Source organism: Streptomyces sp. YPW6, from assembly GCF_018866325.1.
GTDB lineage: Bacteria > Actinomycetota > Actinomycetes > Streptomycetales > Streptomycetaceae > Streptomyces.
In genome coordinates this window covers 185118-209197 of sequence record NZ_CP076457.1, presented here as the reverse complement: position 1 = coordinate 209197, position 24080 = coordinate 185118, and the positions used below count along the sequence as shown (strand labels likewise).

Here is a 24080-nt window from a genome sequence, read left to right as displayed (position 1 = left end):
TCGGGGGGCCGGGGAATGGCGGTCGAGGGCCGTCCGCGACCATGGAGGCGTCCGACGTGTCCATGAGCCCAGCGAGCGGAGCGCACGCATGAACGACGACCGGCCCGTCCTGGTGGAGACGAGGGGCACCTGCATGCACCTCACACTGAACCGCCCCAGGGCCCTGAACGCGCTCAGCCACACCATGGTGCGGCTGCTCGACGAGGCCCTGGCCCGAGCCGAGCGGGACGAAGCGATCCACTCGGTGCTGCTGTCCGGGGCGGGCGACCGGGGCCTGTGCGCCGGGGGCGACATCCGCGCCCTGCACGACGACGCCCGGGCCTCGGGAGGCGCGTCGCTGGACTTCTGGCGTGACGAGTACCGCCTCAACGCCCGCATCGCCCGGTTCCCCAAGCCGTACGTTGCCCTGATGGACGGCATCGTGATGGGCGGCGGGGTCGGGGTGTCGGCCCACGCCGGCATCCGTGTCGTCACCGAACGCTCGCGCGTCGCCATGCCCGAGACCGCCATCGGCTTCGTGCCGGATGTCGGGGGCACCCGCCTGCTGGCCGCCGCCCCCGGTGAGCTGGGCACCCATCTGGCGCTCACCGGCCGCTCCGCCGGAGCCGCCGACGCCGTCCTCTGCGGCCTCGCCGACCACCACGTACCGGCCCGCCTCCTGCCGGCCCTGACCGAGGCACTCGGTGAGCCACCCCGTCCGGGCAGGTCCGTCGCGGACGTCGTCCAGGAGTTCGCCACCCGGCCGCCGGCCGGCGACCTCGCCGCGCAACGCGGCTGGATCGATGCCTGCTACGCGGCCAACAGCGTCGAGGAGATTGTCCGGAAGCTGCGCGAGAGCAGTGTTCCCGCCGCGCGGGCGGCGGCGGACGAACTGCTGACCAAGTCGCCCCTCGCCCTCAAGGTCACACTGGCCGCAGTCCGCGGCGCCGCCCGGCTCGACAGCCTGGAAGCCGTACTCGACCAGGAGTTCCGGGTGTCCAGCCGGGCGTTCGAGCACCCGGATTTCGTCGAAGGCATTCGCGCCCGGATCATCGACAAGGACAACGCGCCCCAGTGGAAGCCGGGCACCCTCGCCGAGGTCGACGACCAGGAGGTGGCCCGGTTCTTCGCACCCCTCAGCCCCGGCCAACAGGAACTCGGCCTCGCTCCGGGGCCCGCGGCCACCTCCGCGCGCGGAGGCCAGGAAGGGGCGGGCAGCTAGGGCCTGTCGTCACACTGCCGCCTGCCGCGCGGCGTCCGGCACGCACGCTCGCGGCGTTGCCGAAAGGGCCAAGTAGCTCCGCTACGAGACCATTCCCGCGCCTTGCGATCGCACGCACCAGACGCCGCGTGGCCGCCCTCCGGGCGACGGCGGCAGTGTGACGACCGACCCCAGGGAGTGCCCGCCCGCGCTATCTGTCGCTGCCCGACAGGCTCGGCTGCAGGGCCCGGACGAGAGCGAACAGCCGGTCCTCGTTGCCCGTCAGCCCCGCGCTGTGCAGGGCCTGATCGGCCTCGCGCATCGGGGAGGTCAGCAACGGCAGGTAGACCGGCGCGTCGTCGGGGTCCGCGAGCGCCGCCCGGGTGGCCTCCAGCAGGCGGACGTACGCCTGCGCCGCGGCGAGTTCGTCGCTGTCCATCTCAGCATCTCCTCCTCAGGGCTGTCGGACCGTCAAGCATCTCTCACGGGTCTGACAACGCGGCCTCAGGACCGGGCGTGCCCGCCTGACAACCCGCTCGGCGGCTCCACCTCCAGGTAGCGCCGTCTGCGTGGCCCCCGATACAGCAGCACCGTCCAGCCCACGTCCCGCAGGGCCGAAGCGCAGCCGGCCAGGGCCTCCTCCTCGTCGTGGGCGGCGCCGCTGCCGGGTGGCCCGGTCCACTCGACCCTGACCGACCCCGCCGACTCCCCGTCGCTCACCCGGTATCCGGCCGAAACGCGGCGCCCCGACGGGTCGACGGCGGACGGCGTGGCCCCCGACCGCTCCAGCGCCAACGCGACCGCCCTCACCGGTCGGTTCCGTTCCCACGGCGCCGGCGCGGACTCGGGGTCCGGCTGCCCTGTCCCGGTGAGGCGGCGGATCTGCAGCAGTCCCTCGAACGCGGTCCGCACCGAAGCGGCCCGCGCCGCCGGGGGTTCGGACAGCGGCGGTCCGTCACCGGTCGCCGGCTCGAATCCGGTGCTCTCCTCGGTGCCCATGCGTCCGCCTCCCCTTGCTCCGCAGCCTCCTGGTGCCATGCTCGCACCAGCAGGAACCTGAGGGCGGCGTCCGTCAGGCCGCGCTTTCCTGTGCGTCCGCCTCCAGCGCCGCCTTGAGGCGCTTCAACGTCGTACGGATGTTGCCGGCCTGGAACTGCGCGAAGGTCTTGCCGCCCGTCGCCACACGGTCGAAGGCGTTGGCGAGGAAATCCGGCCAGCGACGGCGGTCGTCGGTCCAGGTCTCCGTGACCCGGGTCGCTCCGCCCGCCGCCTCGAAACGGTACTCCCAGGTGGCGATCGGGCCCGGGAGCAAGGGGCGCCGCAGACCGATCGCGTGCACCCGGAAGGCGAAGCGCTCGCCGGGATCGGCCGCCGTCACCGTGCACCGGGTCGTCCAGCGTGCCGCGCCGCGCTTGTTGCGGCCCTCGAAGACCATGCCGACGTACGCGTCGCGCCGCTCGCCCCGCACGGTCGCGCCCCGGTTCTCGGGGCTCCAACGCCCCATCGCCGTGGGGTCGCTGAGCCGTGCGTAGACGACCGCCGGTGAGGCGTCGATGACGATGCTGTCGGACACGGACATGGTGCGGGACATGAGGCGACTCCTTGCCCACGGCCGTCGAGGGACCACGCCCGGGGCCGGACGGACCGTGGAGCCGGTATCCCGGAGCCGACACCTTACCCATGGGTAGGTTCTCGCCGTCAGGGTGCCGTCCGGGGGTAACCGGAGATCCGGCCGGGCGGACACCCCCGTTTCCCGCCCGGCCGGAGTCTTCACCCGGCTCCCGCACGCCTGGCGCGTGCTGTCAGGTGTGGGGGCGCGCCGGTGTCAGGCGCGGAACTCCGCCGTGCGCTCCGGCGACGCCTCCGAGAGGGCCTTCGTGACGGCGTCGGCGTCGCCCCGGTTCCCGTACACCGGGGTGCCGGGCTGCTGACGCCACGAATCGTCCAGCCCGCCCCCGTCGACCGTGTCGAAGCCCAACGCGTCGATGAGGTCACGCACCACCTGCTTGGCCGCCGGGTCGTCGCCCGCCACCGGCAGCACCAGACGGTCCGCTGCTCCCTGCGGGCGGGCCCGGTCCAGGATGTCCTGGGCATAGGTGCCGTTGAACGCCTTGATCACGGGGTGACCGATCTGCTCCTCCGTCCACCGGCTCTCGGTCAGCCCGTCCTCGATGGCGGCGATGCGGCCGTCGCGCTGCGGGTAGTAGTTGCCCGTGTCGACGACCGCGGCATTCTCCGCCGCCCCGTCGAGGAAGCCGGCAGGCAGGTGGGGCACGGCCTTCAGCGGTACGGCGACCACCACCACCCGGGCGCCCTGCGCCGCCTCCGGCGCGGTCACCGGCTTCGCCCCCGTCTCCTCGGCCAGGGCGGTGAGCGTCTGCGGGCCGCGGGAGTTGGCGACGGCGACCTCGTGCCCGAGGGCCGTCAGGCGCCGCGTCAGATTGCCGCCGATGTTGCCCGCGCCGATGATGCCGATTTTCATGGATCAGACCTTCCGTAGCCGTCCGAGCGGACAGGAGTGGGTTCTGCCGCTTCACCAACTCCCGCTCCGGAGGGCCTATTCCGATTCCGGCGAAGGAATATCCGATCGGCCCCCGGGTGTTGATGCGCGTTTCGCGTTGCGCCGACCGGGGGCCGAGCCCGCGCGGTAGGCCATATGAGTGTCCTTGTCGGCCGCTCGCGCCGGACGGGGAAGGATGTCCCACCGCACCGATCGCCGCGGGTCCATTCTGGTCGCCGGGTCCACACGGGCCGTCGACCGAAGGAGCGTCTGAGTGACGACGAGGGGCATCTCGCAACCGGTGGAGACCGATACCGCCGACGAGGACGAAATGCCGGTACGGAGCGGAGAGCCCGGCAACATGGTCGTCAAGTGGATGACCACGACGGATCACAAGACGATCGGTACGCTCTACCTCGTCACCTCCTTCGCGTTCTTCTGCGTGGGAGGAATCCTGGCCCTGGTGATGCGGGCCGAGCTGGCCCGTCCCGGTATCCAGTTGATTTCGAACGAGCAGTTCAATCAGGCGTTCACGATGCACGGCACGATCATGCTGCTGATGTTCGCGACGCCGCTGTTCGCCGGATTCGCCAACTGGATCATGCCGCTGCAGATCGGCGCGCCCGACGTGGCGTTCCCGCGGCTGAACATGTTCGCGTACTGGCTGTATCTCTTCGGCTCGCTCATCGTGGTGGCGGGCTTTCTCACCCCGCAGGGCGCGGCGGACTTCGGCTGGTTCGCCTACGCCCCGCTCAACGACGCGGTCCGTTCGCCGAGTATCGGCGCCGACATGTGGATCATGGGTCTGGCCTTCTCCGGCTTCGGTACGATCCTCGGCTCGGTCAACTTCATCACCACGATCATCTGTCTGCGCGCCCCCGGCATGACGATGTTCCGCATGCCGATCTTCACCTGGAACGTCCTGCTGACCGGTGTTCTGGTCCTCATGGCCTTCCCGGTCCTGGCAGCGGCCCTGCTGGCGCTGGAGGCCGACCGCAAGTTCGGCGCCCATGTCTTCGACGCGGCCAACGGCGGCGCACTGCTGTGGCAGCACCTGTTCTGGTTCTTCGGCCACCCCGAGGTCTACATCATCGCTTTGCCGTTCTTCGGCATCGTCACCGAGATCTTCCCGGTCTTCAGCCGCAAACCGGTTTTCGGCTACATCGGACTGGTCGCGGCCACCATCGCCATCGCGGGGCTGTCCGTGACGGTGTGGGCCCACCACATGTTCGTCACGGGCGCGGTGCTGTTGCCGTTCTTCTCGTTCATGACGTTCCTGATCGCCGTGCCGACCGGGGTGAAGTTCTTCAACTGGATCGGCACGATGTGGAAAGGGTCTCTGTCGATCGAGACACCGATGCTGTGGTCCGTCGGCTTCCTGGTCACGTTCCTCTTCGGCGGTCTGACCGGAATCATCCTGGCCTCCCCGCCCCTGGACTTCCACGTCTCCGACTCGTACTTCGTCGTCGCCCACTTCCACTACGTGGTGTTCGGCACCGTGGTCTTCGCGATGTTCGCCGGATTCCATTTCTGGTGGCCGAAGTTCACCGGAAAGATGCTGGACGAGCGGCTCGGGAAGGTGACGTTCTGGACGCTCTTCGTCGGTTTCCACGGCACGTTCCTCGTTCAGCACTGGCTGGGCGCGGAGGGTATGCCACGCCGTTACGCGGACTACCTCGACGCCGACGGCTTCACCGCGCTCAACACCGTCTCCACCATGTCCTCGTTCCTGCTCGGACTGTCGATCCTGCCGTTCCTCTACAACGTCTGGAAGACCGCCAGGTACGGCCAGAAGATCGAGGTCGACGACCCGTGGGGCTACGGCCGTTCGCTGGAGTGGGCGACCTCCTGCCCGCCGCCGCGGCACAACTTCGTCACGCTGCCGCGGATCCGTTCCGAGTCCCCGGCGTTCGACCTGCACCACCCTGCGGTCCGCTCCATGGATGAGGCCCTCAACCACCCCGAGGACTCCAGGATCGTCGCCCCCGGGGACCGGCACGAGCCGTGACGGCGGCCCGGAACCGACGGTGTGACGGAGAGGAGGACGCGTGACGCCCGACAAGGACAGCGCCAGGGGCCTGGCACAGCTGGAGGGGTTTCTGCTGTGGAACGCCGAGGTCGAACGGGCGCGACGGCAGGCAGGCCGGTTCGCCGACCAACTGCCCTGGCTGACCACGGCGCAGCGTGAGGACGTCGAGCGGGTGTTCGTCACCGAACGCGTCGCTGTGTCGCGCGAGTCGCTCATCCGGATCCGCGACCGCGCGGAAGAACTGCGCGAGGAGTACACCGGGCGCTACACGCGGCTCCGGGCCCGCTGCCTCGCTGTCTCGGTCGGCGCGGTGGGCGCGGTGACCTGCCTCGGTACGGCGGTCACCCTGGCCCTGCGCTGATCTCGCGGAGGCCCCTCGGTCCCGGAGTTCCCCGGTGCGGCCGGCCGCACCGGGGAACTCCGGGGCGCAGGAATGGGGACGGGCACGGTCAGTGGCGTACCAGGCAGAAGGGATGCCCGGCCGGGTCGGCGTACACACGCCAGCCCCGCTCCTCGTCGCCGGCGTCGAGGAGCGAGGCCCCGGCCGCCAGGACGTCCTCGTGCGCCCGTTCCTGGTCGCTGACGCCGAAGTCCAGGTGGAACTGCTGGGGCACTTCCTGACCGGGCCAGTGCGGCGCCCGGTAGCCCGCCACCCGCTGAAAGGCGAGGACGAGACCGCCGGGCGTGTGCAGCGTGGACCACTCGGCGTCGCACTCCCACCGCCGGTCGGGACGGTCGACCTCGCCTCCCAGCAGCGACGCGTAGAAGCCGGCCAGTTCCCTCGGGTCCGGGCAGTCCAGGACCACGCACTCCAGTTCAGCGATCATGACCGCATCGTAGGCATCCGCCGCGTGCGCCGTGCGGGCTCAGCGCGCCCCGAACACCTGCGTCCACACCGGGCCGCCGCCGGAATCCTGCTTCCCCATGCCGATCTCCTTGAACGAGCAGTTGAGGATGTTCGCACGGTGCCCCGGGCTGTCCATCCAGGACCGCATCACGTCGGCCGGTTTCCGCTGCCCCTTGGCGATGTTCTCGCCGTACGTCGACCACCGGTATCCGGCCGCGGTGATCCGGTCGCCCGGGTCCCTGCCGTCCTGCGAGGTGTGGGAGAAGTAGTCCTGGGCCGCCATGTCGGCTGAGTGCCGCTGCGCGGCCGTGTTGAGCAGGCCGTTGACGGTCACCGGACCGCAGCCTTCCTTGGAACGCTCGGCGTTGACCAGCTCGGCGACCTGCTCGGCCATGCCCGACGGGGCCGGCGGCGCGGGCGCGGGCGGCTCCGGCTTGGGAACCGGAGCGGCGGAGCTGGGCGCGGGCGGCGGCGTCGTGCTCTTCTTCGGCTTGGGCTTCGGCTTGGGCGTACGCGAGGGGCTCGGGGACTTCGAGGCGCTGGGAGACGCGGACGCCGAGGGGGAGGGGGACGACGTCGGGGCGGCCGACGTGGGCGCCTGGGTGCGAGGGGCCGGAGCGTCGGCCGTGAGGGTCGTCGCGTCCCGGTCGTCGCCGTCGGTGTAGAGGTGCACCGCCGCGCCGCCCGTGCCCAGTGCCGCGACCGCGACGACGGCGGCGATGGCCGAGTTGCGACGGCGCCGCCGGGCCTGCACCCGCCTGCGCTCGGCGCGCCCCGCCCCGGAACCGTCCGCGCCCGGGGCCGGTGCCTCAAGGTGCGCCGCCGTGGTGAGCAGGTCGGGAGCGGCCCCCGCTCCCGCCGCCGCGGCCACCGGGACGAGCGCGAGCCCCACCAGCAGCCCCTCGGCGGGCACCAGTCCCGAGCCGTGGCCCGAGCACACCGTGCACTCGCGGGCATGCCGGGCCAGGCGCTTGCGCCACAGGGCGGAGGGGACGCCGTCCCAGCCTGCGGTGATGTCCTCCAGCAGGACGCACGGCGGCTCGGCGGCCAGCGCGCCCACGACGACCCGCGCCGCCTCCAGCTGGGCCTTCATCCGCTGCACCCGTACGGCGGTGTGCTGCGGGGTGAGTTCGAGAGCGGCGGCGACCTCGGCCCGGGACAGATGCCCTGCGGTCTCCAGCCACCACAGCGACAGCAGGGCGCGGTCGTCCTCGTCCAGCCAGCGCGTCGCCTCCGCGACCTGCCGCCGCTGGCCGGTCAGGCCGAGCTCCAGGATCGTCACCTCGACGAAATCCGCGCGGGGATCCGGCAGGTCGTACGCGGCGTCCAGCCGGTCCGCCGGTATCCCGCCCGCCTGCTTCTCGCGCCAGTGCGTCCGTATCTCGTTCATGGCGATCGCCACCAGCCAGGAACGGAAGCGCTCCGGGTCGCGCAGTTCGGGCAGGCCCCGGAGCATGCGCAGCACCGTCTCCTGCACCACGTCGTCCACGTCCGCATGACCGTCCAGCGCACGTCCGACGACGTTGTACAGCAGCGGCAGGTACGCCGAGACGAGCCGGTCCTTGGCCTGCTGGTCGCCGCTCTGCGCGGCCGCGATCAAGACCGTCGGGTGATCCTTGCCCATGCTGTGCTCACTTTTCCGGGGTCCGGTGCTGTCACTTCCCACACTCGGGAGATGGGGTGAGGGCGGGACGATAACAAGAATCCGGCGGGCAACCCGGAATCCTCCGCCGTGAACTTCGCCTCCCGGCCCCGCGGGGCCGGGAGGCGTCATCCTGCGCAGCGGCCCCGGCACGCTGCGCGCACCGGTCCGTGGCACGTCGAGTGATGTGCCGCACGGACCGGTGCGCGGACAACCGGGCGGCCGGGCTTCCGCCGCCCGGCCGCCGACGGACCGGCTCAGGCGCGGGGCGGCCCGTCCTGGTCGCGGTCGGTGCCCAGCTGCTGCTTGAGCTTGTCCTGGGCGGTGTCGACGTGGTCCTTGTACTTGCCCTGCGTACGGTCGTCGACCATGTCACCTGCCCTGTCGACGCCCTTGCCGGCCTGGTCCTCGTGGCCCTTGAACATCTTCTTGATCTTGTCCATCGCGGACATACGTCCTCCTCGTCGACTGTGCGCCCCCACGGGTCCAGGGTCACCGCACCGGGCCCGGCCCGCATCCGCGCCGGAACACGGCGAGGACCCGGGCCGCCGTACCCGGCGGGCGCGGGACGTGTGAAGCCGCGCCGACTGGGCAGATACCGGGTGACCAGGAGGAGGTGGTGGCGTTGGGCCGCATCCGCGTCGTCGTCCGTCGTCCCCCGCCCCCATCGGGGCCGCCGCCGCTGGACCTGCGCACCCCGTCCGGCCGCCCCCTGCCGTACTGACCCGGCCCCGGACCTCTGCGGGCGGGCCGTGCGCCCGTGCGGGTGACAGGGAGTCCGACGCCGTCAGGGACCGGCCGTGCGCGTCACGGGTCGAGGGTCCGCCTCAGCGGTCGTCCGGGTGTGGGCCGCCGTCGAGGGGTCCGTGCCGTCGCGGCCTGTCCTCGTAGCGTCCCGGCTCCGGCCCCGACAGCGGTGCGAGCTGCTCCACCAGAGCCTCCAGCTCCTCGACGGCGTACTCCGTCTCCCGGCGGATGTTCCTGTGCTCCGCGACGATGGCCCCGAGCAGCAGCGCGGTGAGCGCGACGCAGCCGTTCAGCAGCGACAGATTGGCCATGATCTGCATCAGGCTGTGTCCGGCGAACGGCCCGAGTCCGTCCGTACCGGCGAGAATGGCGAGCACCGAGACGACCAGCGCGCACGGCGCGCTGCCGGGCAGCTGGAAGCGCAGGGCCGACCAGATGATCACCGGGAACACCACGTAGATCATCGACATCGAGCTGCGTGTGGCGATCGACGCCACCACGATCACGACCACCGCGAGAACCGACGCCTCCAGCCAGCGGTCGCCCCGGCGGGGCCACCGTGCCCTGCGCAGGACCAGAAGGACGGGGGTGACCACGAGGACGCCCATCGCGTCCCCCGCCCACCAGGACGACCAGACCAGCCAGAACCGTCCCGGCGGCACCTTGTCGTCGAGCAGCAGCGTGAAACTCCCGACGGTGGCGCTGATCAGCATCCCCGCGAACGCGCCGAGGAAGACCAGGCAGACCCCGTCCCGCAGCCGCGCCAGCTCGGTGCGGAAGCCCACCCTCCGTAGCAGGGCGTACGCGGTCAGGGGGGCCACCGTGTTGCCGAGCATGATGGCCAGACGGCTCACCGTGAACGCGTCGCCGATCTCGGAGACCGTCACCAGCGTCCCCAGCGCGATGCCCGGCCAGACGCGGGCGCCCAGGCACAGCAGCGCGGCCAGGGCGATGCCGGTGGGCGGCCACAGGGGAGTGACGACCGCACCGTCGATCACGACCTGGCGCATCAGCCCGAGGCGCCCCGCCAGGTAGTAGGCGCCGGCCACGCCGAGGACCTGCGCCACGTAAACGGCCCGACGTCTGGCTTCCTCGCTGCGGATCACACCTCTCATCAGACACCGAGCGCGGTGGCGGCGAGCCGGTGACACGCGCGGTACGGCCCGGTGTCACCGGGCTCCGCGTCGGGCGGCGGCGTGCCGCAGGACCAGGACGGCGGCGTCGTCCTCGTGGCCCGTCATCTCGGTCGCGCCCAGGACCTCGTCGGCCAGCTGCGCCGCTCTCGCCCCGGCGTGCGCGGCCACCAGCTGCCGGACCCGCTCCAGACCCTCCTCGATGAGCAGGGAGGGTCCCTCGACGACCCCGTCGGTGAGCAGCACGATTGCCCCGTCGCAGTCGAGGGTGTGCCGGGTGACCGGATACCGCTCGCCGGGTTCGATGCCCAGCGGCAGACCGCCCGGGTCCTCCGTGACGCCGGACCGGCCCCCCGTGGTGGCCCAGACGGACGCCACGTGCCCGGCTCGGGCGCTGTGCAGCTCCCAGGTCGCCGGGTCCAGCCGTAGGAACGTACAGGTCGCGAAGAGCCCCGTGTCCACGGAGACCAGCAGATCGTTCGTCCGGCCGAGAATCTCGCCGGGGTCGGACGCCGTGCCCGCGATGGCCCGCATCGCGATCCGGACCTGGCCCATGAAGGCGGCCGCCTCGACGTCATGACCCTGTACGTCGCCGATGGCGAAGCCGAGCGCCCCGTCCGCGAGCGGGAAGCCGTCGTACCAGTCGCCGCCGATGTCCAGGCCGTGGCGGGCCGGTGCGTAGCGGGCGGCGGACTGCAGACCGGGAAGCGCGGGAAGGGCGGCCGGCAGCATGTCGCGCTGGAGGGCCTGGGCGAGTTCCACCCTGGCCTGGTGGAACTCCACCTCGCGCCGGGCGCGCGCGGTGAGGTCCTGCAAGGTGTTGAGCAGATCCTCGGCGCTGCCTGAGCGGGGAGTCCGACGCCGGTTCATGTGCCGCTCCGCGGTGCGTTAAGTCCCTGCATCATATGGCGGGCCCCCTCGGGCGGCGACTGCGGCGACCGCCGCCTCCGACCGCGTACCGGCGGTCGGGGCGGCGCGCCGTTCAGGACGGACGCGCGCGGTGCAGATCGCGGAGCAGGGCGATCTCCGCACCGTGGTGCAGCACCTCCTGGTTGACCCACCAGACCACGTCGACGAAGAGATCCTCGGCGTCGCTGCCGTTCGGATACGTGCTGTGGCCGACGGTGTCCAGGGCCGTGTCGTCCGCGGTGAGCAGCGCCTCACGCCAGGCGGCGGACGCGGTCTCGAAGGCGGCCACCGCCCCGGCGGCGTCCCCCGGAGTGCGGTGGTCCTCGCGGGTGAGCGTCCTGCCGCCACGGGTGTGGTCGGCGCGGAGGGCGAGCATCTCGCAGAGGTGGCTCAGGCGCCACGCGATGGTGGTGAACGGCGGGGGAAACGGATGCGGGAAGTCCGCGGTGTCCCGTCCCCACTCACCGGCCCCGGCCAGAGCGGTCGCCCGCGCCCCGGGCCCGTCACGGCGACGGCGCACGGACCAGCAGTCGGGCACGGGCTCCCAGAGGTACTCCTCGTCGCCGAGCGGGGTGACGCCGATGTCGACGCCGTTGCCGCTGTCCATGACGGGACCGGCCAGGCGGGCGAGGAGTCGCTCGCAGGCGAAGTCGAACTGCTCCAGCAGGGGGCTCAGGCGCGGTGGGATGGTCACCGGGGGAGCGTGCCACAGCCGAGTGGCGGGCGCGCGCCGATTTCCCCGGCCGCCCACGGGACCGGCGGGCGGCCGGTGGACGGACGATGGCCCAATGGACGCTCGTACCGAGCCGTTGTCAGTGCCCGGTGGGATGCTGCCCGCATGGACGAGCTGATGAGGCAGCGACGGGTGTACGGCACCGACCACGACGACCCCCGCCCGGGACCGGGGCCGGGGCACGACTACCGCGAGCTGGTCGGCGGCCCGCTCGACGGGCTGCTGCTCGACGTCACCGGCTGGGACGAGGCGGACCTGCGCGACGGGGTCGGACTGGTGACCGAGATCGGCGCCTACGGGCCCGGCGGGCGTGCGGAGTACGGACCGCGGTCGCCGGACAGCCACCAGTGGGACTGGCGTGGTGACGTGCGGTGACGAGAACCGGGTGGTGATGGCCGGGGCGGCGGGAAGCGGACCCGCGAGCCACGGTTGGGGAGACGGCCACCCCCGCCGCTGAGCCATGCCCACGGGGCCGGGCGGCAGCCGGCACGCCCCGGGCTCGCGCCGACGGGTACGCGGGTGCCGCCTCCCGCACGCGGTCCGGAAGGCACCACGGGGCGCGGACCGGCGCGGTGTCGGGGCGCCCACAGACGTAAGGACCTCTCCGGGCCCCGGCAGACCGGGGGAGGCCTCGAGGCCGGTCCGGGCGGTCCGATAGGTTGGCCGGTCATGTGGGCTTTGAGCGCGGCCGGTTACCGGCGGCTGGGTGCGGTGGGATGCCTGGCGATCGTCGGCGGCGGCTGGTTCGCCGGAAAGCTCCCGGTTCATGACCCCTGGGGCGTGTGGACCGACCACGGCTCCGCCACGAAGGCCGTGGCCGCCGCCGTCGCCTACGTCGGACTGACCGTTCTCGTCGTGGCCTGGTGGCAGTACGGCAAGACCGCCTCCACCGTCCGGGACACCCTGGTCACCCTCGCCTGGTGGACGGCTCCCTTCCTGCTCGCGCCCCCGCTCTACAGCGCCGACGTCTACAGCTACATCGCCCAGGGCGCGATGGTCGTCGAAGGGAACGACGTCTACTCCGCCGGTCCCTCCGCCCTGGATCCCGGCGGAATCGGCGGCGACGCGGCCGCGAGTGTCGGCAACCACTGGCTTGACACCCCCGCCCCCTACGGTCCGCTCTTCCTGCTGATCTCCGCCGCCGTCGCCTGGACCACCGGCGGCACGATCGTCCCCGCCGTCCTGGCGATGCGGCTCGTCGCACTCGCTTCGCTCGCCCTGATCGTCTGGTCCCTGCGCCGCCTGGCGCGCGAACACGGCCGCGGCGAGAGCCGCGCCCTGTGGCTCGGGGCCCTCAACCCGCTGCTGCTGATCCATGTGGTGGGCGGCGTGCACAACGACGGGGTGATGATCGGCCTGATGCTCGCCGGGTTCGTCCTCGCCCTGCGCGGACGGTGGATCGCCGGCAGCGCACTGGTCGGACTCGCCATGATGGTGAAGTCACCGGCGGCCGTGTCGCTGCTCTTCATCGGGGTCCTCGTACACGCCGCCGCCACGGGCCCCCAGTGGCGCCGCTGGGCCAAGGGGCTCCTCGCCCCCGGCCTGATCGCCTGCGCAGTCGCCGGAGGGGCTACGTTGATCAGCGGTACGGGCTTCGGCTGGCTCACCACGCAGGGCGTCGCCGCGAACATCCACACCGCGCTCTCCGTCACCAGCGACCTCGGCCTCGGCCTGGGGGAGCTGGCACACCTGCTGCTGGACGTCGACGCGGAGCCGGTCAAGTCCGCCGTCCAGACGCTGGGCCTGGTGATCGCGCTCGGCCTGATCCTCGTCCTGGGCCGCCGCGCGATGCGCGGCACCGTGACCCCCGGTCACGCGCTCGGCCTCTCGCTGCTCGCGCTGGTCGCCCTCTCACCCATGGTCCAGCCCTGGTACCTCCTCTGGGGCATGGCCGTCGTCGCCGCGACCGCACCGTACGGTCGCCTCTCCGCCGTCCTGATCGTGCTCTCGGCGGCCCTGGTGTACGAGACGCACCCCATGGGGGCCACCCCGCCCTACGGGTTCGCCCTCGCCGGTCTCACCGTCGTCCTCGGAGCCCTCGCGATCCGCCGGACCCCCGTCGTCCCGCCCGGCGTCCGGCTGCCCCGCCGGCGCAGCCCCGAGGACGCGACGCAGAGCCCGGACACCCCCGCGTCCGCCGATTCCCCGGCTTCCTCCCCGGCGCCTCAGAACGCGCCGTAGACAAAACCCCTCGACGCTCCACAAGATCCTCCGTTACGCTGGCCGGGTCCTGTTGTCTCCGATAGAGGTGGACGTTGCGCATCTGAGGTCCGCGATCATCGCGCGGTACGGTCATCACCCGTACACGGTCACGACGTTGTCGGCACTTCTGCCGCCCGTGACGTCCGCGTGGATGCGACCTCGGTGCTGAGCCGTCCCTCACCTTCGCAGGACTGTTCTCCCCACCCCTCTCCGGCCCCCGGCCGGGTCGCCGCGTGCTGTTCGCATACGAAGCCCCCTTGTTCCTCCGCTTCCGACTGCGAGAACTGGCATGAGCCATCCCACCGCGCCCGGCGCCTCCGTCGCCGCCTCCCACCTCACCTTCCAGTGGCCCGACGGCACCAACCTCTTCGACGGGCTCTCCCTCACCGTCCCCCCGGGCCGCACCGGTCTGGCCGGGGCCAACGGCGCCGGGAAGTCGACCCTCCTGCGCCTGTTCGCGGGACTTCTGCGTCCCGCGTCGGGGTCCGTCGCCGTCGGCGGAAACCTCGCCCACCTGCCCCAGAACATCACCCTGGACACCGGCCTCCGCGTCGACGCCGCCCTCGGCATCGCCGAGCGGCGGGCCGCCCTGCGCGCCATCGAGTCCGGCGACGTACGGGAGGAGCACTTCGAAACCGTCGGCGACGACTGGGACGTCGAGGAACGTGCCCTGGCCACCCTTGGCTCCCTCGGACTCGGCGCCGTCGAACTGGACCGCACCGTCGGGCAGTTGTCCGGTGGGGAGACCGTCCTGCTGCGCCTGGCCGCGCTGCTCCTGGAACGCCCGGACGTCCTCCTCCTCGACGAACCGACCAACAACCTGGACCTGTTCGCCCGCCGCAGGCTCTACGACGCCGTCGACTCCTGGCGCACCGGCATCCTGATCGTCGTCAGCCACGACCGGGACCTGCTGGAGCGCGTCGACCGCATCGCCGAACTCCGCTCGGGCTCGGTGAGCTGGTACGGCGGCGGCTGGTCCGCCTACCAGGAGGCCCTCGCCACCCAGCAGGAGGCCGCCGGGCGGATGCTGCGCGCCGCCGACGCCGACGTACGCCGTCAGCAGCGCGAGCTGGAGGAGACCCGGATCAAGGTGGCCCGCCGTCAGCGCCACGACAAGAAGCTGGACGGCCGGCGGAAGGCCCCGCGCATCGTCGCGGGGGAGCGGAAACGCTCCGCCCAGGAGTCGGGGGACCGGCTGCGCGGACTGCACGAGGACCGCCTCGACGAGGCCCGCGAGCGCAGGCAGGAAGCCGCCGAGGCCATCCGCCGCGACGCCGAGATCAAGGTGAGCCTGCCCCATACCGCGGTGCCCGCGGGCCGCACCGTCCTGACCGTACGGGACCTGAGCCTCCCCTACGGTCGGCTGCGCGAAGGCAGCCTCCATGTGCGGGGACCCGAGCGCATCGCCCTGATCGGCCGCAACGGGGCCGGTAAGACCACCTTGCTGCGCACCCTCGCCGGGGAGCTGGCGCCGCGAACCGGAGAGGCCGCGGCGGCGGTGCCGCTGAGGTTCCTCCCGCAGCGGCTCGACGTCCTCGACGACGGGCTGAGCGTCGCCGACAACGTCGCCCGCTCCGCCCCCGGCACCACCGACAACCAGATCCGCTCCCAGCTCGCCCGGTTCCTCTTCAAGGGCGCCCGCGCGGAGCAGCCGGCCGGCACGCTCTCGGGCGGCGAACGCTTCCGGGCGGCGCTCGCGGCGACGATGCTCGCCGCCCCGGCCCCGCAGCTGCTCCTGCTGGACGAGCCGACGAACAACCTCGACCTGGCCGGCGTGCGCCAGCTGACGAGCGCCCTGGAGTCCTACGAGGGCGCGCTCCTCGTCGCCGGCCACGACCTGCCGTTCCTGGAATCCGTGGGCATCACCCGGTGGATCCTCCTGGACGACGAGCTGCGGGAGACCGACGCCGACGAGATCCGTGAACTGTTCGGGAGCGCGGAATCCACGCGGGCGGGCACGGCATGACGGGCGTCGGCCTGGGCCCCTGTGTCGTCCAGATCACCGGGGTGATGGCCGCGGGCACGTCCACCGTGGCCCAGCTCCTGGCGGAGAGCCTGCCGCCAGCGGTCCCTGTGTGCGGCGACGTCTTCCGCCGCATGATCGTCTCCGGCCGCGCGGAGCCGGCACCCGATGAGGCCGAGGAGGCGCGGCGCCGGCTCGACCTGCGTCAGCCGATCTCCGCGCAGGTGGCCGACGCCTACGCGGACGACGGATGGACGGCCGTCGTCCAGGACATCGTGCTCGGCGAGGATCTGCCGGGTTACGTCGACCGGGTCCGTACCCGTCCGGTGCACGTCGTCGTGCTCGCCCCCTCACCGGAATCCGTGCGCGAGCGGGAGGAGGGACGGGGCAAGACCGGGTCCGGGGCGTGGACGGTCGAGGCGTTCGACGCGTATCTGCGCAGCGGGACGCCCCGGATCGGGCGGTGGCTGGACACCTCCGGCCAGACGCCCGAGGAGACGGTTTCGGCCATCCTCGACGGATTGCGCGGGTGAGCCGCCGGACGCGGGCCGCGGCGGGGTGACACGGAGGGGCGGGGGCGGTGCGGGTGGCGGCCGGCTCTCAGGCCGCCTCGTAGCTGTGGGCCCGCCCGCCCCGCCACTCCACCCAGACCGGGTTGTCGAGGATCCGGTCCGCTTCTTCGAGGCCGGCCTCGCTCAGGAACACGATCACGTCGTGGTCGCTGTGGGCCAGCCCGAGTATCTCGTCCCGGCCTTCGTAGTGAACGGTCACCCGGCGGCCGCCCGAGGGGGTCGGCCGGTGGATGACGATCGGAGGATTCGCCATGGGTCCACCCTGCGACGCGCCCCGCACCCTCGCATCCCCGGCCGGACCTCGACGCGCGCCGTGCGAAGACCGCTCGGCAAAGGCCCCCGCACCGCACCCGGGGGCCGACGGAGTCCTCACCGCCCGGCGGACGCGAATTCCACCGTTGTGGTGACGCGGACGAGCGAGGGGCTGCGCGGGGCGGAGCCGAACCCGAAGGCGACCGGCGGATCGAGCGGGGCGAGCGCGCCCAGGCTCACCCCGTCCAGCACGGCGTCGGCCGCCACGACCTGCCGCAGCCCCCGCGCCCCGTACCACTCCCGCCGCCCCGGGCCCGCGCGGCCCAGAGTACGTACGCCGGGCATCAGCAACCGGGCCGGTACGTCGCACAGCGTGGCCCAGACCGGGCTGCGGGCGAACGGGGCCGGCACGGCGGACAGCAGCAGACCGAGGGCCGTCCGGCGCCCGGTACGCAGCCGCAGGCGCAGCGGCCCCGCCTCCACCAGCCAGGCGGATCCCCCGTCCGGGGCGACGGCGGTGACGGACACTGGCACCACCTCGACCCGGTCGAAGCGGTACGTGGCGGCGACGAAGTCCGCGATCCGCCGCGAGGGGGCCAGCAGGATCCGTTCGCCGTCCGGATGCTCGACCATCACGTCGCTGAAGGGCCCGAAGGGCGAACCCGGCCAGTGCCCGACCACCAGCCGGGTCCCCGAGGCGGTCCCCACACCGGCGATCCACCCGTCGAACCGCAGTCGTTCATCCGTCACGACGGCCAGTCTGCCCCGACACCGGCCCGGATCACTCGAAGCGGGACGTGTCCCCGGCTCCGCGGCGTACGATCTCGGGCTCGTCGCCGGAGAAGTCGATGACCGTGGTCGGCTCGGTGCCGCAGTCGCCCGAGTCGAGGACGGCGTCCACCTCGTGGTCGAGCCGCTCCTTGATCTCCCAGCCCTGCGTCAGCGGTTCCTCCTCGTCCGGCAGCAGCAGGGTGCTGGAGAGCAGGGGCTCGCCGAGCTCGGAGACCAGCGCCTGGGTGACGACGTGGTCGGGGATGCGGACGCCGACCGTCTTCTTCTTCGGGTGCAGCAGCTGGCGGGGAACCTCCTTCGTCGCGGGAAGGATGAAGGTGTAGCTGCCGGGTGTCGCCGCCTTGACCGCGCGGAACACGTCGTTGTCCACGCGGACGAACTGTGCCAGCTGCGCGAAGTCGTGGCACACCAGCGTGAAGTGGTGCCGGTCGTCGAGGTTCCGGATCGTCCTGATCCGGTCGATGGCGTCGCGGTTGCCCAACTGGCAGCCCAGGGCGTAGCACGAGTCGGTGGGGTACGCGACGAGCGCACCGGACCGGATGCTGTCGACCACCGTGCCGATGGTGCGGGGCTGGGGGTTTGCGGGGTGCACGTCGAAGTACTTGGCCATCCGCCGAGCTTACGCGCTCGGGCGGGGCCGGGAGAGCCCTGTGCACGGAAGCGTGAGAGGCGGCCCGTCGCACGACGGACCGCCTCTCCTTCCGCTTCGTACGCCGGTGGGCGCCGGCGGGCCGGTCAGACCGCGGCGGCCCCCACCAGCTCGTCCAGGACGTCCTCCATGGTCACGAAGCCGATGACGGTGCCCTTGCCTCCGGTGACGGCGGCGAGGTGCGTACCGGCGGCGCGCATCGCGGTGAGGGTGTCGTCGAGCGGGGTGTCGATCTCGACCCGGATGACCGGGTGGAGGGCGCTCGTCGGCAGCGCCTCGGTGCGCTCCGCGACGCCGAGGGCGTCCTTGATGTGGAAGTAGCCCAGCAGCCCGTCGTCGGGGCCGGTGACCGGCAGCCGCGAGAAGCCCGACGCGACCGCCGCCCGCTCCAGACCCTGCGGGGTGATGCCGAGGTCGACGGTGACGGTCCGGTTCAGCGGCACCATCACCTCACCGACCGGCCGGGTCCCGAGCTCCAGGGCGTCCCGCAGGCGCTCCCCGTCGGCCGGGGCCAGCAGCCCGGCCTCGCTGGAGTCCTTCACCAGCCGCACGAGCTCGTCGTCGGTGAACACCGAGGCGACCTCGTCCTTGGGCTCCACCTTGAGCAGCCGCAGCAGCATGTTGGCGAAGGCGTTGATGCCGAAGATGACCGGCCGCAGCGCCCGGGTCAGGGCCACCAGGGACGGTCCGAGCGCCAGGGCGGTGGCGACGGGGGCGGCCAGCGCGATGTTCTTCGGGATCATCTCGCCGATGAGCATGTGCAGATACGTCGCCAGCGTCAGCGCGATCACGAAGGCGATCGGGTGGACCAGCGCGTCGGGCACACCGGCCGCGTCGAACGGCGGCTCCAGCAGATGGGCGATGGCGGGTTCCGCGACGGCGCCCAGCACCAGCGAGGAGATGGTGATGCCGAGCTGCGCGGTGGCCATCGCGGCCGACAGGTGTTCCAGACCCCACAGCGTGCTCCGGGCACGGCGGCTGCCCCGGACGGCCTGGGGCTCGATCTGGCTGCGGCGGACCGAGATGAGCGCGAACTCCGCGCCCACGAAGAACGCGTTGGTCAGGAGGGTGAGCGCGCCGATGGCGAGCTGGATCGTGGTCATCGGGCGTCCTCCTCCACGAGGGCGAGCGCCGGCACAGGCGCGGTGATCCGGACCCGGTCGGCCCGGTGGTGCTCGATGTCGAGCACGTCGAACTGCCAGCCGCCGATCTCCACCCGGTCCGCGCGGACGGGGATGCGGGCCAGCTGGTTGGCGAGCAGACCGGCGAGCGTCTCGTAGGGCCCTTCCGGCGCGGTGAACCCGATCCGGTCGAGCTGGTCGAGCCGGATGCTGCCCTCGGCCGCCCACACCTGGCGGCCGTCGCCGAGCGGCTCGGCCGGTGCGAGGTCGGGGCGCTCATGGGGGTCGTGCTCGTCGCGGACCTCGCCCACGACCTCCTCCACGATGTCCTCGACGGTGGCGACCCCCGCCGTACCGCCGTACTCGTCGATCACCACGGCCATCGTCCGGTGCTTGCGCAACTGCGCCAGCAGCCGGTCGACGGGGAGCGAGTCGGGGACGAGGAGCGGCTCGGTGGCGAGCGCCGTCACGGGCGTCCGGGGCCGCTCCGCCTCGTCCAGCGCGAGGACGTCGCGGATGTGGACCGTGCCGATGACCTCGTCCAGGCTGTCCCGGTAGACCGGGAAGCGGGAGAGGCCGGTGGCCAGCGTGAGGTTGGCGGCGTCGGCCGCGGTGGCGTGCGCCTCCAGCGCCCGGACGTCGACGCGCGGCGTCATGACGTTCTCGGCGGACAGCTCGGCCAGGTGCAGGGTACGGACGAAGAGCTCGGCCGAGTCCTGCTCGATGGCGCCCTCCCGGGCGGAGTGCTCGGCGAGCGCCACCAGCTCCTGCGGCGTACGGGCGGAGGCCAGCTCCTCGGCCGGCTCCAGGCCCAGTCGCCGTACGAACCGGTTCGCGGTGTTGTTGAGATGCCGGATCAGCGGCCCGAAAGCAGCCGTGAACGCCCGCTGCGGGGTCGAGACGACCTTGGCGACCGTGAGCGGGCTGGAGATCGCCCAGTTCTTCGGGACCAGCTCGCCGACGACCATGAGGACCACGGTGGAGACGGCCACGCCGAGGAGCGTGGCGACCGAGGACACGGCGCCGGACGGCAGACCGACGGCCTCCAGCGGGCCGCGCAGCAGCACCGCGAGGGACGGCTCGGCCAGCATGCCGATGACCAGGGAGGTCACGGTGATGCCGAGCTGCGCGCCGGAGAGCTGGAAGGTGAGACGCTTGGCCGCCTTGAGGGCGCTCTCGGCGCCGCGCTCGCCGGCCTTCGCGGCGCGTTCGAGCTCGCTCCGCTCGATGGTCGTGAGCGAGAACTCCGCCGCGACGAACACCGCACAGGCCAGTGTCAGCGCGAGGGCGAGGAGAAGAAGGACCACTTCGCTCACCGTGTCACCTCCGTCCCCTGGTGCGTGGGGTCGGGGATGACACGGTTCGTACTGGGAGGCTCACCCATTGCGGTGCCGCAGCTCCTTCTCTGTTCGGGTCGTCGGGATCGACGATGGGGGCCGGGTGTGAAACCCGTCTGATAGATAGTAAAGGGAGCGCAAAGCAATGGGGAGTGGCGGGTGTCACACAGGGTGCCGTTCGGGGAAGGGTGCTCGCGGTGGGTGACGGGGTGCGGGCGCGGGGCGGTCGCCCGCGATCTTGATGGCCGGAACTGTGCGTAGCGTTCGCGAGCTTGGGAAATCCTTTACCTCCCGGGAGCTTCTGCCCGGCGAGGCGGCTCACGCCCCTCGATCGCCCATCCACAGAAGGAGCGGACGCCGCACATGGTGTTCAAGAAGTTGCTCGGAGCCCTCGGGGTCGGTGGACCCTCCGTCGATACCGTTCTGCACCCCGGCCCGGCCCTGCCCGGTGGCCCCCTCTCCGGGGAGGTCCGCCTCCGGGGCGGCGGGTCGGACGCGACGGTCGACCGGATCTCCCTTCTCCTCGTCGCCCGGGTCGAGAGGGAGGGCCAGGAGGAAGAGGACGAGGCGACGGTCGTCCTCGAACGGTTCACCGTCGGCGGCGGCTTCCGGCTGGCGGAGGAGGCCGACCACACGGTGCCCTTCACCGTCACCCTGCCGTGGGAGACGCCGGTCACTCATCTCCACGGCCAGCACCTCGGCCCCGTGCTCGGCATCCGGACGGAGCTGGAGATCGCGGGGGCCCGCGACAAGGGCGACCTCGACGCGCTCGCGGTCGGGCCGCTGCCCGCCCAGGAAGCGATCCTGGAGGCCTTCGGCCAGCTCGGTTACGTGTTCAGGTCCGCGGACCTGGAGCTCGGCCACATCCGCGGCACCGGTCAGCAGCTGCCCTGCTACCAGGAGATCGAGATCCTCCCGCCGGCCGGGCACGCGCACGCCGTGAACGAGATCGAGGTGACCTTTATCGCCGCACCGGGCGGTCTGGAGGTCGTCATCGAGGCGGACAAGCGCGCCGGGCTGTTCACCGAGGGCCACGACACGGTGCACCGCTTCACCGCGTCCCACCACGCGGCCTCCCAGACCGACTGGAACGCCCAGGTCGACGCCTGGCTGAAGGAGGTCATCGCCGGCCACGAGGCCCATGCCGCGCCGCCCCCGTACGGCGACGGCCACGGCGACCGGCACCGGTCGGGACCCGGCACGGGCGCGGTTGTGGCCGGGGTCGCGGCGGGTGTGGCCGTCGGCGTGGTCGGCGGCATGGTGGCGGCCGAGGTCGTCGACGAGATCGGTGACGCCTTCGAGGACGAGGAGGGCGACGAGGAGGAGGGCGAGGACGAGGGCTGACCCGAGGGAGCCCCGGGGCGGAGGAGGCCGGTCCCTCTCCGCCCCGGCCGGCCCGGGCCCTGTTTCCCGCCCCGGCCGAGCGTCCGCCCCTGGCCGGACGCTCGGCCGTCTCGCCGGTCGGGTCCGGCGGGAGCGGCGGATTCCGGGTAGGAAGGAGGGAGCGAACCCCCGCCGCCGCGCACAAGGAGCCGCATGACCTCCGCACCTCCACCTCCCGACCGGCGGCACCGGCGGCCCGAAGGCGTCACCGACACGACCGTCGAGGCGCTGGGGGCGCTGTCGAAGGCGCTGGAGACCGCTGAGCGGGCCCGCGGCGCCCTCTACGACTTCCACCAGCTCACCGGGAGCGCCGACCTGGCCCTCGACGACGCCGTACGGTTGCTCCGGGCCGCGGGGCACGGGCACCGGGCCGACCAGGTCGAACGGGAGATCCTCGGCCGCAACGTCATCCCCGGGCACTGGACGTTCCAGATCGTCGAGGAGTACAACTCCACCTACTACGAGGTGTTCCGCACGGTCGAACGGGAGATCAGACAGGACCTCGCCGAGGGCCGCGACCATCTCTACGAGGCCGAGATGAAGGCGGCGCGGCGGACCGAGGGACATCCGGACCACACCGCCGACTGACCGTCCCCGGCCGGCCGGTCTCCGCTCGGTCCGGCGTCCGGCCGACCGCCGAGGCAGACGCACCCCGGCGTACGCCCCGCGATCCCGGGCACACGGAGGGCACCGCTCGGAAGGAGCTCCCCATGCTCGGTATAGCTGCCGCAGTCCTGTTCTTCATCGCGTTCCTGATCAACGCGGCCGACATCTCCACCAACGACGTGTTCGCCTCGACCAACGTGATGCTGCTCGGCCTCATGCTCCTCGCCCTGCATGTCGCGGGCGTGGGCGCGGGCACCCGGATCGGCGGCTCGCGCCGACGCTGAACCGCTCCCGCGCGGCCCCACCACCGGTGCGACCGGTGGTGGGGCCGCGCCGTCGCCGGATCGGGATCACCCGGCGTCGTCACCGAACGTAGCCGCAGGAGATGCGGACCGCACCGACTCCGGTGACGCTGGGGCTCCGGACGCGCACGCACCGCCGGTCGCCGACGGAGGACCCACGACGGAGGACACCCCCATGAACCTGTACGACAGCCCGGAGGAGCGAGCCCGCCGCACCCGGGAACGCGCCGAGGAACTGGGCCGCGCCGCCGACCGGGCGACCGATCCCGAGCACCGCCGACGGCTGCGGGCGAAGGCCCTGCGCCTGCTCCGCGAGGAGCCCGCACCCGACCCCGGCCGATAGGGCCGCCCGCGCCTGCGGCAAGGTCTGTCGTGCGGAGGAGTACCGACTGCCCGGCCACCCGCTGCCCCTCCGCCGTTCGTCCGGAGGGGAGTTCAGGCCGCGGGGGCCACCGACGCGCCGTCGACGCCATGGCGCTCGAGGGCGTCGGCGACGAAGCCGTCCGCCTTCATCTCCTCCACGAACGACGCCAGCAGCTCTTGCGCCGCCGCCCCTCGTCCGGCCGGCACCCCCATGGCCTGCTGGATCACCATGAACCGTCCCGGCAGCACCCGCACGCCCGCCTCCCGCGCGGCTTCGGCCTCCAGCAACTGCCGGATTCCGGCCGCCACCTCGACCTCACCCGCGCGCAGGGCCGCGAGCGCGCGCGGGGCGCCCTCCAGCCGGACGATCTCGGCGCGGCGGATTTCGCGGGTGAGGAAGAGGTCGTACGCCGAACCGGACCCGACCGAGATCCGCGTACTCTCGCGGTCCACCTGGTCGTTCCCGGTCAGGGAAGCGTGCTCCGGCACCAGGTAGCCGCCCTCGATGAGGACGTACGGTGCGGTGAACCGCAGCCCCTCGCCCCGGGCCGGGTCGAGGGCGAAGAACCCGATGTCCGCCCGCCCGGCCCGCACCGCTTCGACCGACAGCGCGGCCCGCTCGAAGGAAGTCAGCTCCACGGGGACCCCGAGCCGCCGTCCGAATTCCCGGGCCAGGTCCACCGAGACCCCGGCCGGCTTGCCGCTCGCCGGATCCCGGTGGGCCAGGATCGGGTTGCCGAGGTTGATCGAGGCGCGCAGGGTGCCGTCGGGCGCGAACGCGGAGATCAGGGCTGAGGATGTCGGCTGCTGCGTCATGG

The 24080-nt window shown here is 72.5% G+C and carries 27 protein-coding genes; 11 read left to right on the top strand and 16 right to left on the bottom strand.

Annotation, left to right across the window (positions count from 1 at the left end; translation table 11 throughout):
* Positions 1–88 precede the first annotated feature (88 nt).
* Positions 89–1201: an enoyl-CoA hydratase/isomerase family protein gene (locus tag KME66_RS00895; RefSeq protein WP_216317870.1), complete on the top strand. Its 1113-nt coding sequence runs from the start codon at positions 89–91 to the stop codon at positions 1199–1201.
* Between the two features lie 190 nt (positions 1202–1391).
* Here KME66_RS00895 and KME66_RS00890 read toward each other — a convergent pair whose 3' ends face one another.
* The 4 genes from KME66_RS00890 to KME66_RS00875 all read right to left on the bottom strand — a co-directional run bounded on the left by KME66_RS00890 (position 1392) and on the right by KME66_RS00875 (position 3662).
* Entirely contained in the window at positions 1392–1619 is a 228-nt protein-coding gene (locus tag KME66_RS00890) for a hypothetical protein (protein WP_073224243.1), read from the bottom strand.
* A 65-nt stretch (positions 1620–1684) separates the two neighbouring features.
* Positions 1685–2179 carry a hypothetical protein gene (locus KME66_RS00885; protein WP_073224242.1) on the bottom strand — a complete coding sequence of 165 codons (495 nt, stop codon included), beginning with the start codon at positions 2177–2179 and terminating at the stop codon, positions 1685–1687.
* Positions 2180–2252: 73 nt separating this feature from the next.
* Positions 2253–2771 carry an SRPBCC family protein gene (locus KME66_RS00880; RefSeq protein ID WP_216317868.1) on the bottom strand — a complete coding sequence of 173 codons (519 nt, stop codon included), beginning with the start codon at positions 2769–2771 and terminating at the stop codon, positions 2253–2255.
* Between the two features lie 234 nt (positions 2772–3005).
* Positions 3006–3662, bottom strand: coding sequence for an NADPH-dependent F420 reductase (locus tag KME66_RS00875; protein WP_216317866.1), 657 nt, complete (start codon positions 3660–3662; stop codon positions 3006–3008).
* A 349-nt stretch (positions 3663–4011) separates the two neighbouring features.
* On the opposite strand from KME66_RS00875, the gene ctaD reads away from it, so the two are divergent.
* Both ctaD and KME66_RS00865 read left to right on the top strand, forming a co-directional pair.
* A complete protein-coding gene (ctaD, locus tag KME66_RS00870; RefSeq protein ID WP_073224525.1) occupies positions 4012–5688 on the top strand; it encodes a cytochrome c oxidase subunit I in 1677 nt (558 codons plus the stop codon).
* Positions 5689–5728: 40 nt separating this feature from the next.
* Positions 5729–6070 (top strand): hypothetical protein, encoded by a 342-nt coding sequence (locus tag KME66_RS00865; RefSeq protein ID WP_073224239.1) that lies wholly within the window; start codon positions 5729–5731, stop codon positions 6068–6070.
* Positions 6071–6158: 88 nt separating this feature from the next.
* Here KME66_RS00865 and KME66_RS00860 read toward each other — a convergent pair whose 3' ends face one another.
* The 6 genes from KME66_RS00860 to KME66_RS00835 all read right to left on the bottom strand — a co-directional run bounded on the left by KME66_RS00860 (position 6159) and on the right by KME66_RS00835 (position 11681).
* On the bottom strand, positions 6159–6536 hold the full coding sequence (locus KME66_RS00860) for a VOC family protein (RefSeq protein ID WP_216317864.1): 378 nt from the start codon (positions 6534–6536) through the stop codon (positions 6159–6161).
* Between the two features lie 39 nt (positions 6537–6575).
* Entirely contained in the window at positions 6576–8180 is a 1605-nt protein-coding gene (locus KME66_RS00855; protein WP_216317862.1) for a sigma-70 family RNA polymerase sigma factor, read from the bottom strand.
* Between the two features lie 275 nt (positions 8181–8455).
* Positions 8456–8650, bottom strand: a complete 195-nt coding sequence (locus tag KME66_RS00850; RefSeq protein WP_073224236.1) for an antitoxin — start codon at positions 8648–8650, stop codon at positions 8456–8458.
* A 375-nt stretch (positions 8651–9025) separates the two neighbouring features.
* Complete coding sequence (locus KME66_RS00845) at positions 9026–10051, bottom strand: MASE1 domain-containing protein (protein WP_178379071.1); 1026 nt, start codon at positions 10049–10051, stop codon at positions 9026–9028.
* Positions 10052–10114: 63 nt separating this feature from the next.
* Positions 10115–10948: a PP2C family protein-serine/threonine phosphatase gene (locus tag KME66_RS00840; protein ID WP_216317860.1), complete on the bottom strand. Its 834-nt coding sequence runs from the start codon at positions 10946–10948 to the stop codon at positions 10115–10117.
* 112 nt (positions 10949–11060) lie between these two features.
* A complete protein-coding gene (locus KME66_RS00835) occupies positions 11061–11681 on the bottom strand; it encodes a DinB family protein (protein WP_216317858.1) in 621 nt (206 codons plus the stop codon).
* A 144-nt stretch (positions 11682–11825) separates the two neighbouring features.
* Between KME66_RS00835 and KME66_RS00830 the strand changes: the two genes are divergently transcribed.
* From KME66_RS00830 to KME66_RS00815, 4 genes are all read left to right on the top strand, one after another.
* Positions 11826–12095 carry a hypothetical protein gene (locus KME66_RS00830; protein ID WP_216317856.1) on the top strand — a complete coding sequence of 90 codons (270 nt, stop codon included), beginning with the start codon at positions 11826–11828 and terminating at the stop codon, positions 12093–12095.
* 294 nt (positions 12096–12389) lie between these two features.
* Positions 12390–13901, top strand: a complete 1512-nt coding sequence (gene mptB, locus KME66_RS00825) for a polyprenol phosphomannose-dependent alpha 1,6 mannosyltransferase MptB (protein ID WP_216317854.1) — start codon at positions 12390–12392, stop codon at positions 13899–13901.
* A 310-nt stretch (positions 13902–14211) separates the two neighbouring features.
* On the top strand, positions 14212–15888 hold the full coding sequence (locus KME66_RS00820; protein ID WP_216317852.1) for an ABC-F family ATP-binding cassette domain-containing protein: 1677 nt from the start codon (positions 14212–14214) through the stop codon (positions 15886–15888).
* Positions 15885–16418, top strand: a complete 534-nt coding sequence (locus tag KME66_RS00815) for an AAA family ATPase (RefSeq protein ID WP_216317850.1) — start codon at positions 15885–15887, stop codon at positions 16416–16418. Before KME66_RS00820 ends, KME66_RS00815 begins: the two co-directional genes overlap by 4 nt.
* A gap of 67 nt (positions 16419–16485) precedes the next feature.
* Here the strand turns inward: KME66_RS00815 and KME66_RS00810 are convergent, their stop codons facing one another.
* From KME66_RS00810 to KME66_RS00790, 5 genes are all read right to left on the bottom strand, one after another.
* Positions 16486–16710, bottom strand: coding sequence for a hypothetical protein (locus KME66_RS00810; RefSeq protein WP_065480053.1), 225 nt, complete (start codon positions 16708–16710; stop codon positions 16486–16488).
* Positions 16711–16826: 116 nt separating this feature from the next.
* Positions 16827–17459: a hypothetical protein gene (locus KME66_RS00805; protein WP_216317849.1), complete on the bottom strand. Its 633-nt coding sequence runs from the start codon at positions 17457–17459 to the stop codon at positions 16827–16829.
* A gap of 31 nt (positions 17460–17490) precedes the next feature.
* Positions 17491–18111, bottom strand: a complete 621-nt coding sequence (locus tag KME66_RS00800) for an L-threonylcarbamoyladenylate synthase (protein WP_073224228.1) — start codon at positions 18109–18111, stop codon at positions 17491–17493.
* A 125-nt stretch (positions 18112–18236) separates the two neighbouring features.
* Complete coding sequence (locus tag KME66_RS00795) at positions 18237–19253, bottom strand: hemolysin family protein (protein ID WP_073224227.1); 1017 nt, start codon at positions 19251–19253, stop codon at positions 18237–18239.
* On the bottom strand, positions 19250–20587 hold the full coding sequence (locus tag KME66_RS00790) for a hemolysin family protein (protein ID WP_073224226.1): 1338 nt from the start codon (positions 20585–20587) through the stop codon (positions 19250–19252). Before KME66_RS00790 ends, KME66_RS00795 begins: the two co-directional genes overlap by 4 nt.
* Before the next feature lie 384 nt (positions 20588–20971).
* Here KME66_RS00790 and KME66_RS00785 point away from each other — a divergent pair, with 384 nt between their 5' ends.
* The 4 genes from KME66_RS00785 to KME66_RS00770 all read left to right on the top strand — a co-directional run bounded on the left by KME66_RS00785 (position 20972) and on the right by KME66_RS00770 (position 23242).
* Positions 20972–21952 carry a sporulation protein gene (locus KME66_RS00785; protein ID WP_216317847.1) on the top strand — a complete coding sequence of 327 codons (981 nt, stop codon included), beginning with the start codon at positions 20972–20974 and terminating at the stop codon, positions 21950–21952.
* Between the two features lie 192 nt (positions 21953–22144).
* Positions 22145–22579: a hypothetical protein gene (locus tag KME66_RS00780; protein ID WP_073224224.1), complete on the top strand. Its 435-nt coding sequence runs from the start codon at positions 22145–22147 to the stop codon at positions 22577–22579.
* A gap of 122 nt (positions 22580–22701) precedes the next feature.
* Complete coding sequence (locus KME66_RS00775; RefSeq protein ID WP_029182475.1) at positions 22702–22881, top strand: hypothetical protein; 180 nt, start codon at positions 22702–22704, stop codon at positions 22879–22881.
* Between the two features lie 193 nt (positions 22882–23074).
* On the top strand, positions 23075–23242 hold the full coding sequence (locus KME66_RS00770; RefSeq protein WP_178379070.1) for a DUF6381 family protein: 168 nt from the start codon (positions 23075–23077) through the stop codon (positions 23240–23242).
* A 92-nt stretch (positions 23243–23334) separates the two neighbouring features.
* Here the strand turns inward: KME66_RS00770 and KME66_RS00765 are convergent, their stop codons facing one another.
* Positions 23335–24078, bottom strand: a complete 744-nt coding sequence (locus KME66_RS00765; RefSeq protein ID WP_073224223.1) for a transporter substrate-binding domain-containing protein — start codon at positions 24076–24078, stop codon at positions 23335–23337.
* Positions 24079–24080 lie beyond the last annotated feature (2 nt).

Bases quoted from the DNA above. Each gene is read 5' to 3' on its own strand.
- KME66_RS00895 (WP_216317870.1), top strand. From the start codon at position 89: ATGAACGACGACCGGCCCGTCCTGGTGGAGACGAGGGGCACCTGCATG.
- KME66_RS00890 (WP_073224243.1), bottom strand. From the start codon at position 1,619: ATGGACAGCGACGAACTCGCCGCGGCGCAGGCGTACGTCCGCCTGCTG.
- KME66_RS00885 (WP_073224242.1), bottom strand. From the start codon at position 2,179: ATGGGCACCGAGGAGAGCACCGGATTCGAGCCGGCGACCGGTGACGGA.
- KME66_RS00880 (WP_216317868.1), bottom strand. From the start codon at position 2,771: ATGTCCCGCACCATGTCCGTGTCCGACAGCATCGTCATCGACGCCTCA.
- KME66_RS00875 (WP_216317866.1), bottom strand. From the start codon at position 3,662: ATGAAAATCGGCATCATCGGCGCGGGCAACATCGGCGGCAATCTGACG.
- ctaD (WP_073224525.1), top strand. From the start codon at position 4,012: ATGCCGGTACGGAGCGGAGAGCCCGGCAACATGGTCGTCAAGTGGATG.
- KME66_RS00860 (WP_216317864.1), bottom strand. From the start codon at position 6,536: ATGATCGCTGAACTGGAGTGCGTGGTCCTGGACTGCCCGGACCCGAGG.
- KME66_RS00855 (WP_216317862.1), bottom strand. From the start codon at position 8,180: ATGGGCAAGGATCACCCGACGGTCTTGATCGCGGCCGCGCAGAGCGGC.
- KME66_RS00850 (WP_073224236.1), bottom strand. From the start codon at position 8,650: ATGTCCGCGATGGACAAGATCAAGAAGATGTTCAAGGGCCACGAGGAC.
- KME66_RS00840 (WP_216317860.1), bottom strand. From the start codon at position 10,948: ATGAACCGGCGTCGGACTCCCCGCTCAGGCAGCGCCGAGGATCTGCTC.
- KME66_RS00830 (WP_216317856.1), top strand. From the start codon at position 11,826: ATGGACGAGCTGATGAGGCAGCGACGGGTGTACGGCACCGACCACGAC.
- mptB (WP_216317854.1), top strand. From the start codon at position 12,390: ATGTGGGCTTTGAGCGCGGCCGGTTACCGGCGGCTGGGTGCGGTGGGA.
- KME66_RS00820 (WP_216317852.1), top strand. From the start codon at position 14,212: ATGAGCCATCCCACCGCGCCCGGCGCCTCCGTCGCCGCCTCCCACCTC.
- KME66_RS00815 (WP_216317850.1), top strand. From the start codon at position 15,885: ATGACGGGCGTCGGCCTGGGCCCCTGTGTCGTCCAGATCACCGGGGTG.
- KME66_RS00810 (WP_065480053.1), bottom strand. From the start codon at position 16,710: ATGGCGAATCCTCCGATCGTCATCCACCGGCCGACCCCCTCGGGCGGC.
- KME66_RS00800 (WP_073224228.1), bottom strand. From the start codon at position 18,111: ATGGCCAAGTACTTCGACGTGCACCCCGCAAACCCCCAGCCCCGCACC.
- KME66_RS00795 (WP_073224227.1), bottom strand. From the start codon at position 19,253: ATGACCACGATCCAGCTCGCCATCGGCGCGCTCACCCTCCTGACCAAC.
- KME66_RS00785 (WP_216317847.1), top strand. From the start codon at position 20,972: ATGGTGTTCAAGAAGTTGCTCGGAGCCCTCGGGGTCGGTGGACCCTCC.
- KME66_RS00780 (WP_073224224.1), top strand. From the start codon at position 22,145: ATGACCTCCGCACCTCCACCTCCCGACCGGCGGCACCGGCGGCCCGAA.
- KME66_RS00775 (WP_029182475.1), top strand. From the start codon at position 22,702: ATGCTCGGTATAGCTGCCGCAGTCCTGTTCTTCATCGCGTTCCTGATC.
- KME66_RS00770 (WP_178379070.1), top strand. From the start codon at position 23,075: ATGAACCTGTACGACAGCCCGGAGGAGCGAGCCCGCCGCACCCGGGAA.
- KME66_RS00765 (WP_073224223.1), bottom strand. From the start codon at position 24,078: ATGACGCAGCAGCCGACATCCTCAGCCCTGATCTCCGCGTTCGCGCCC.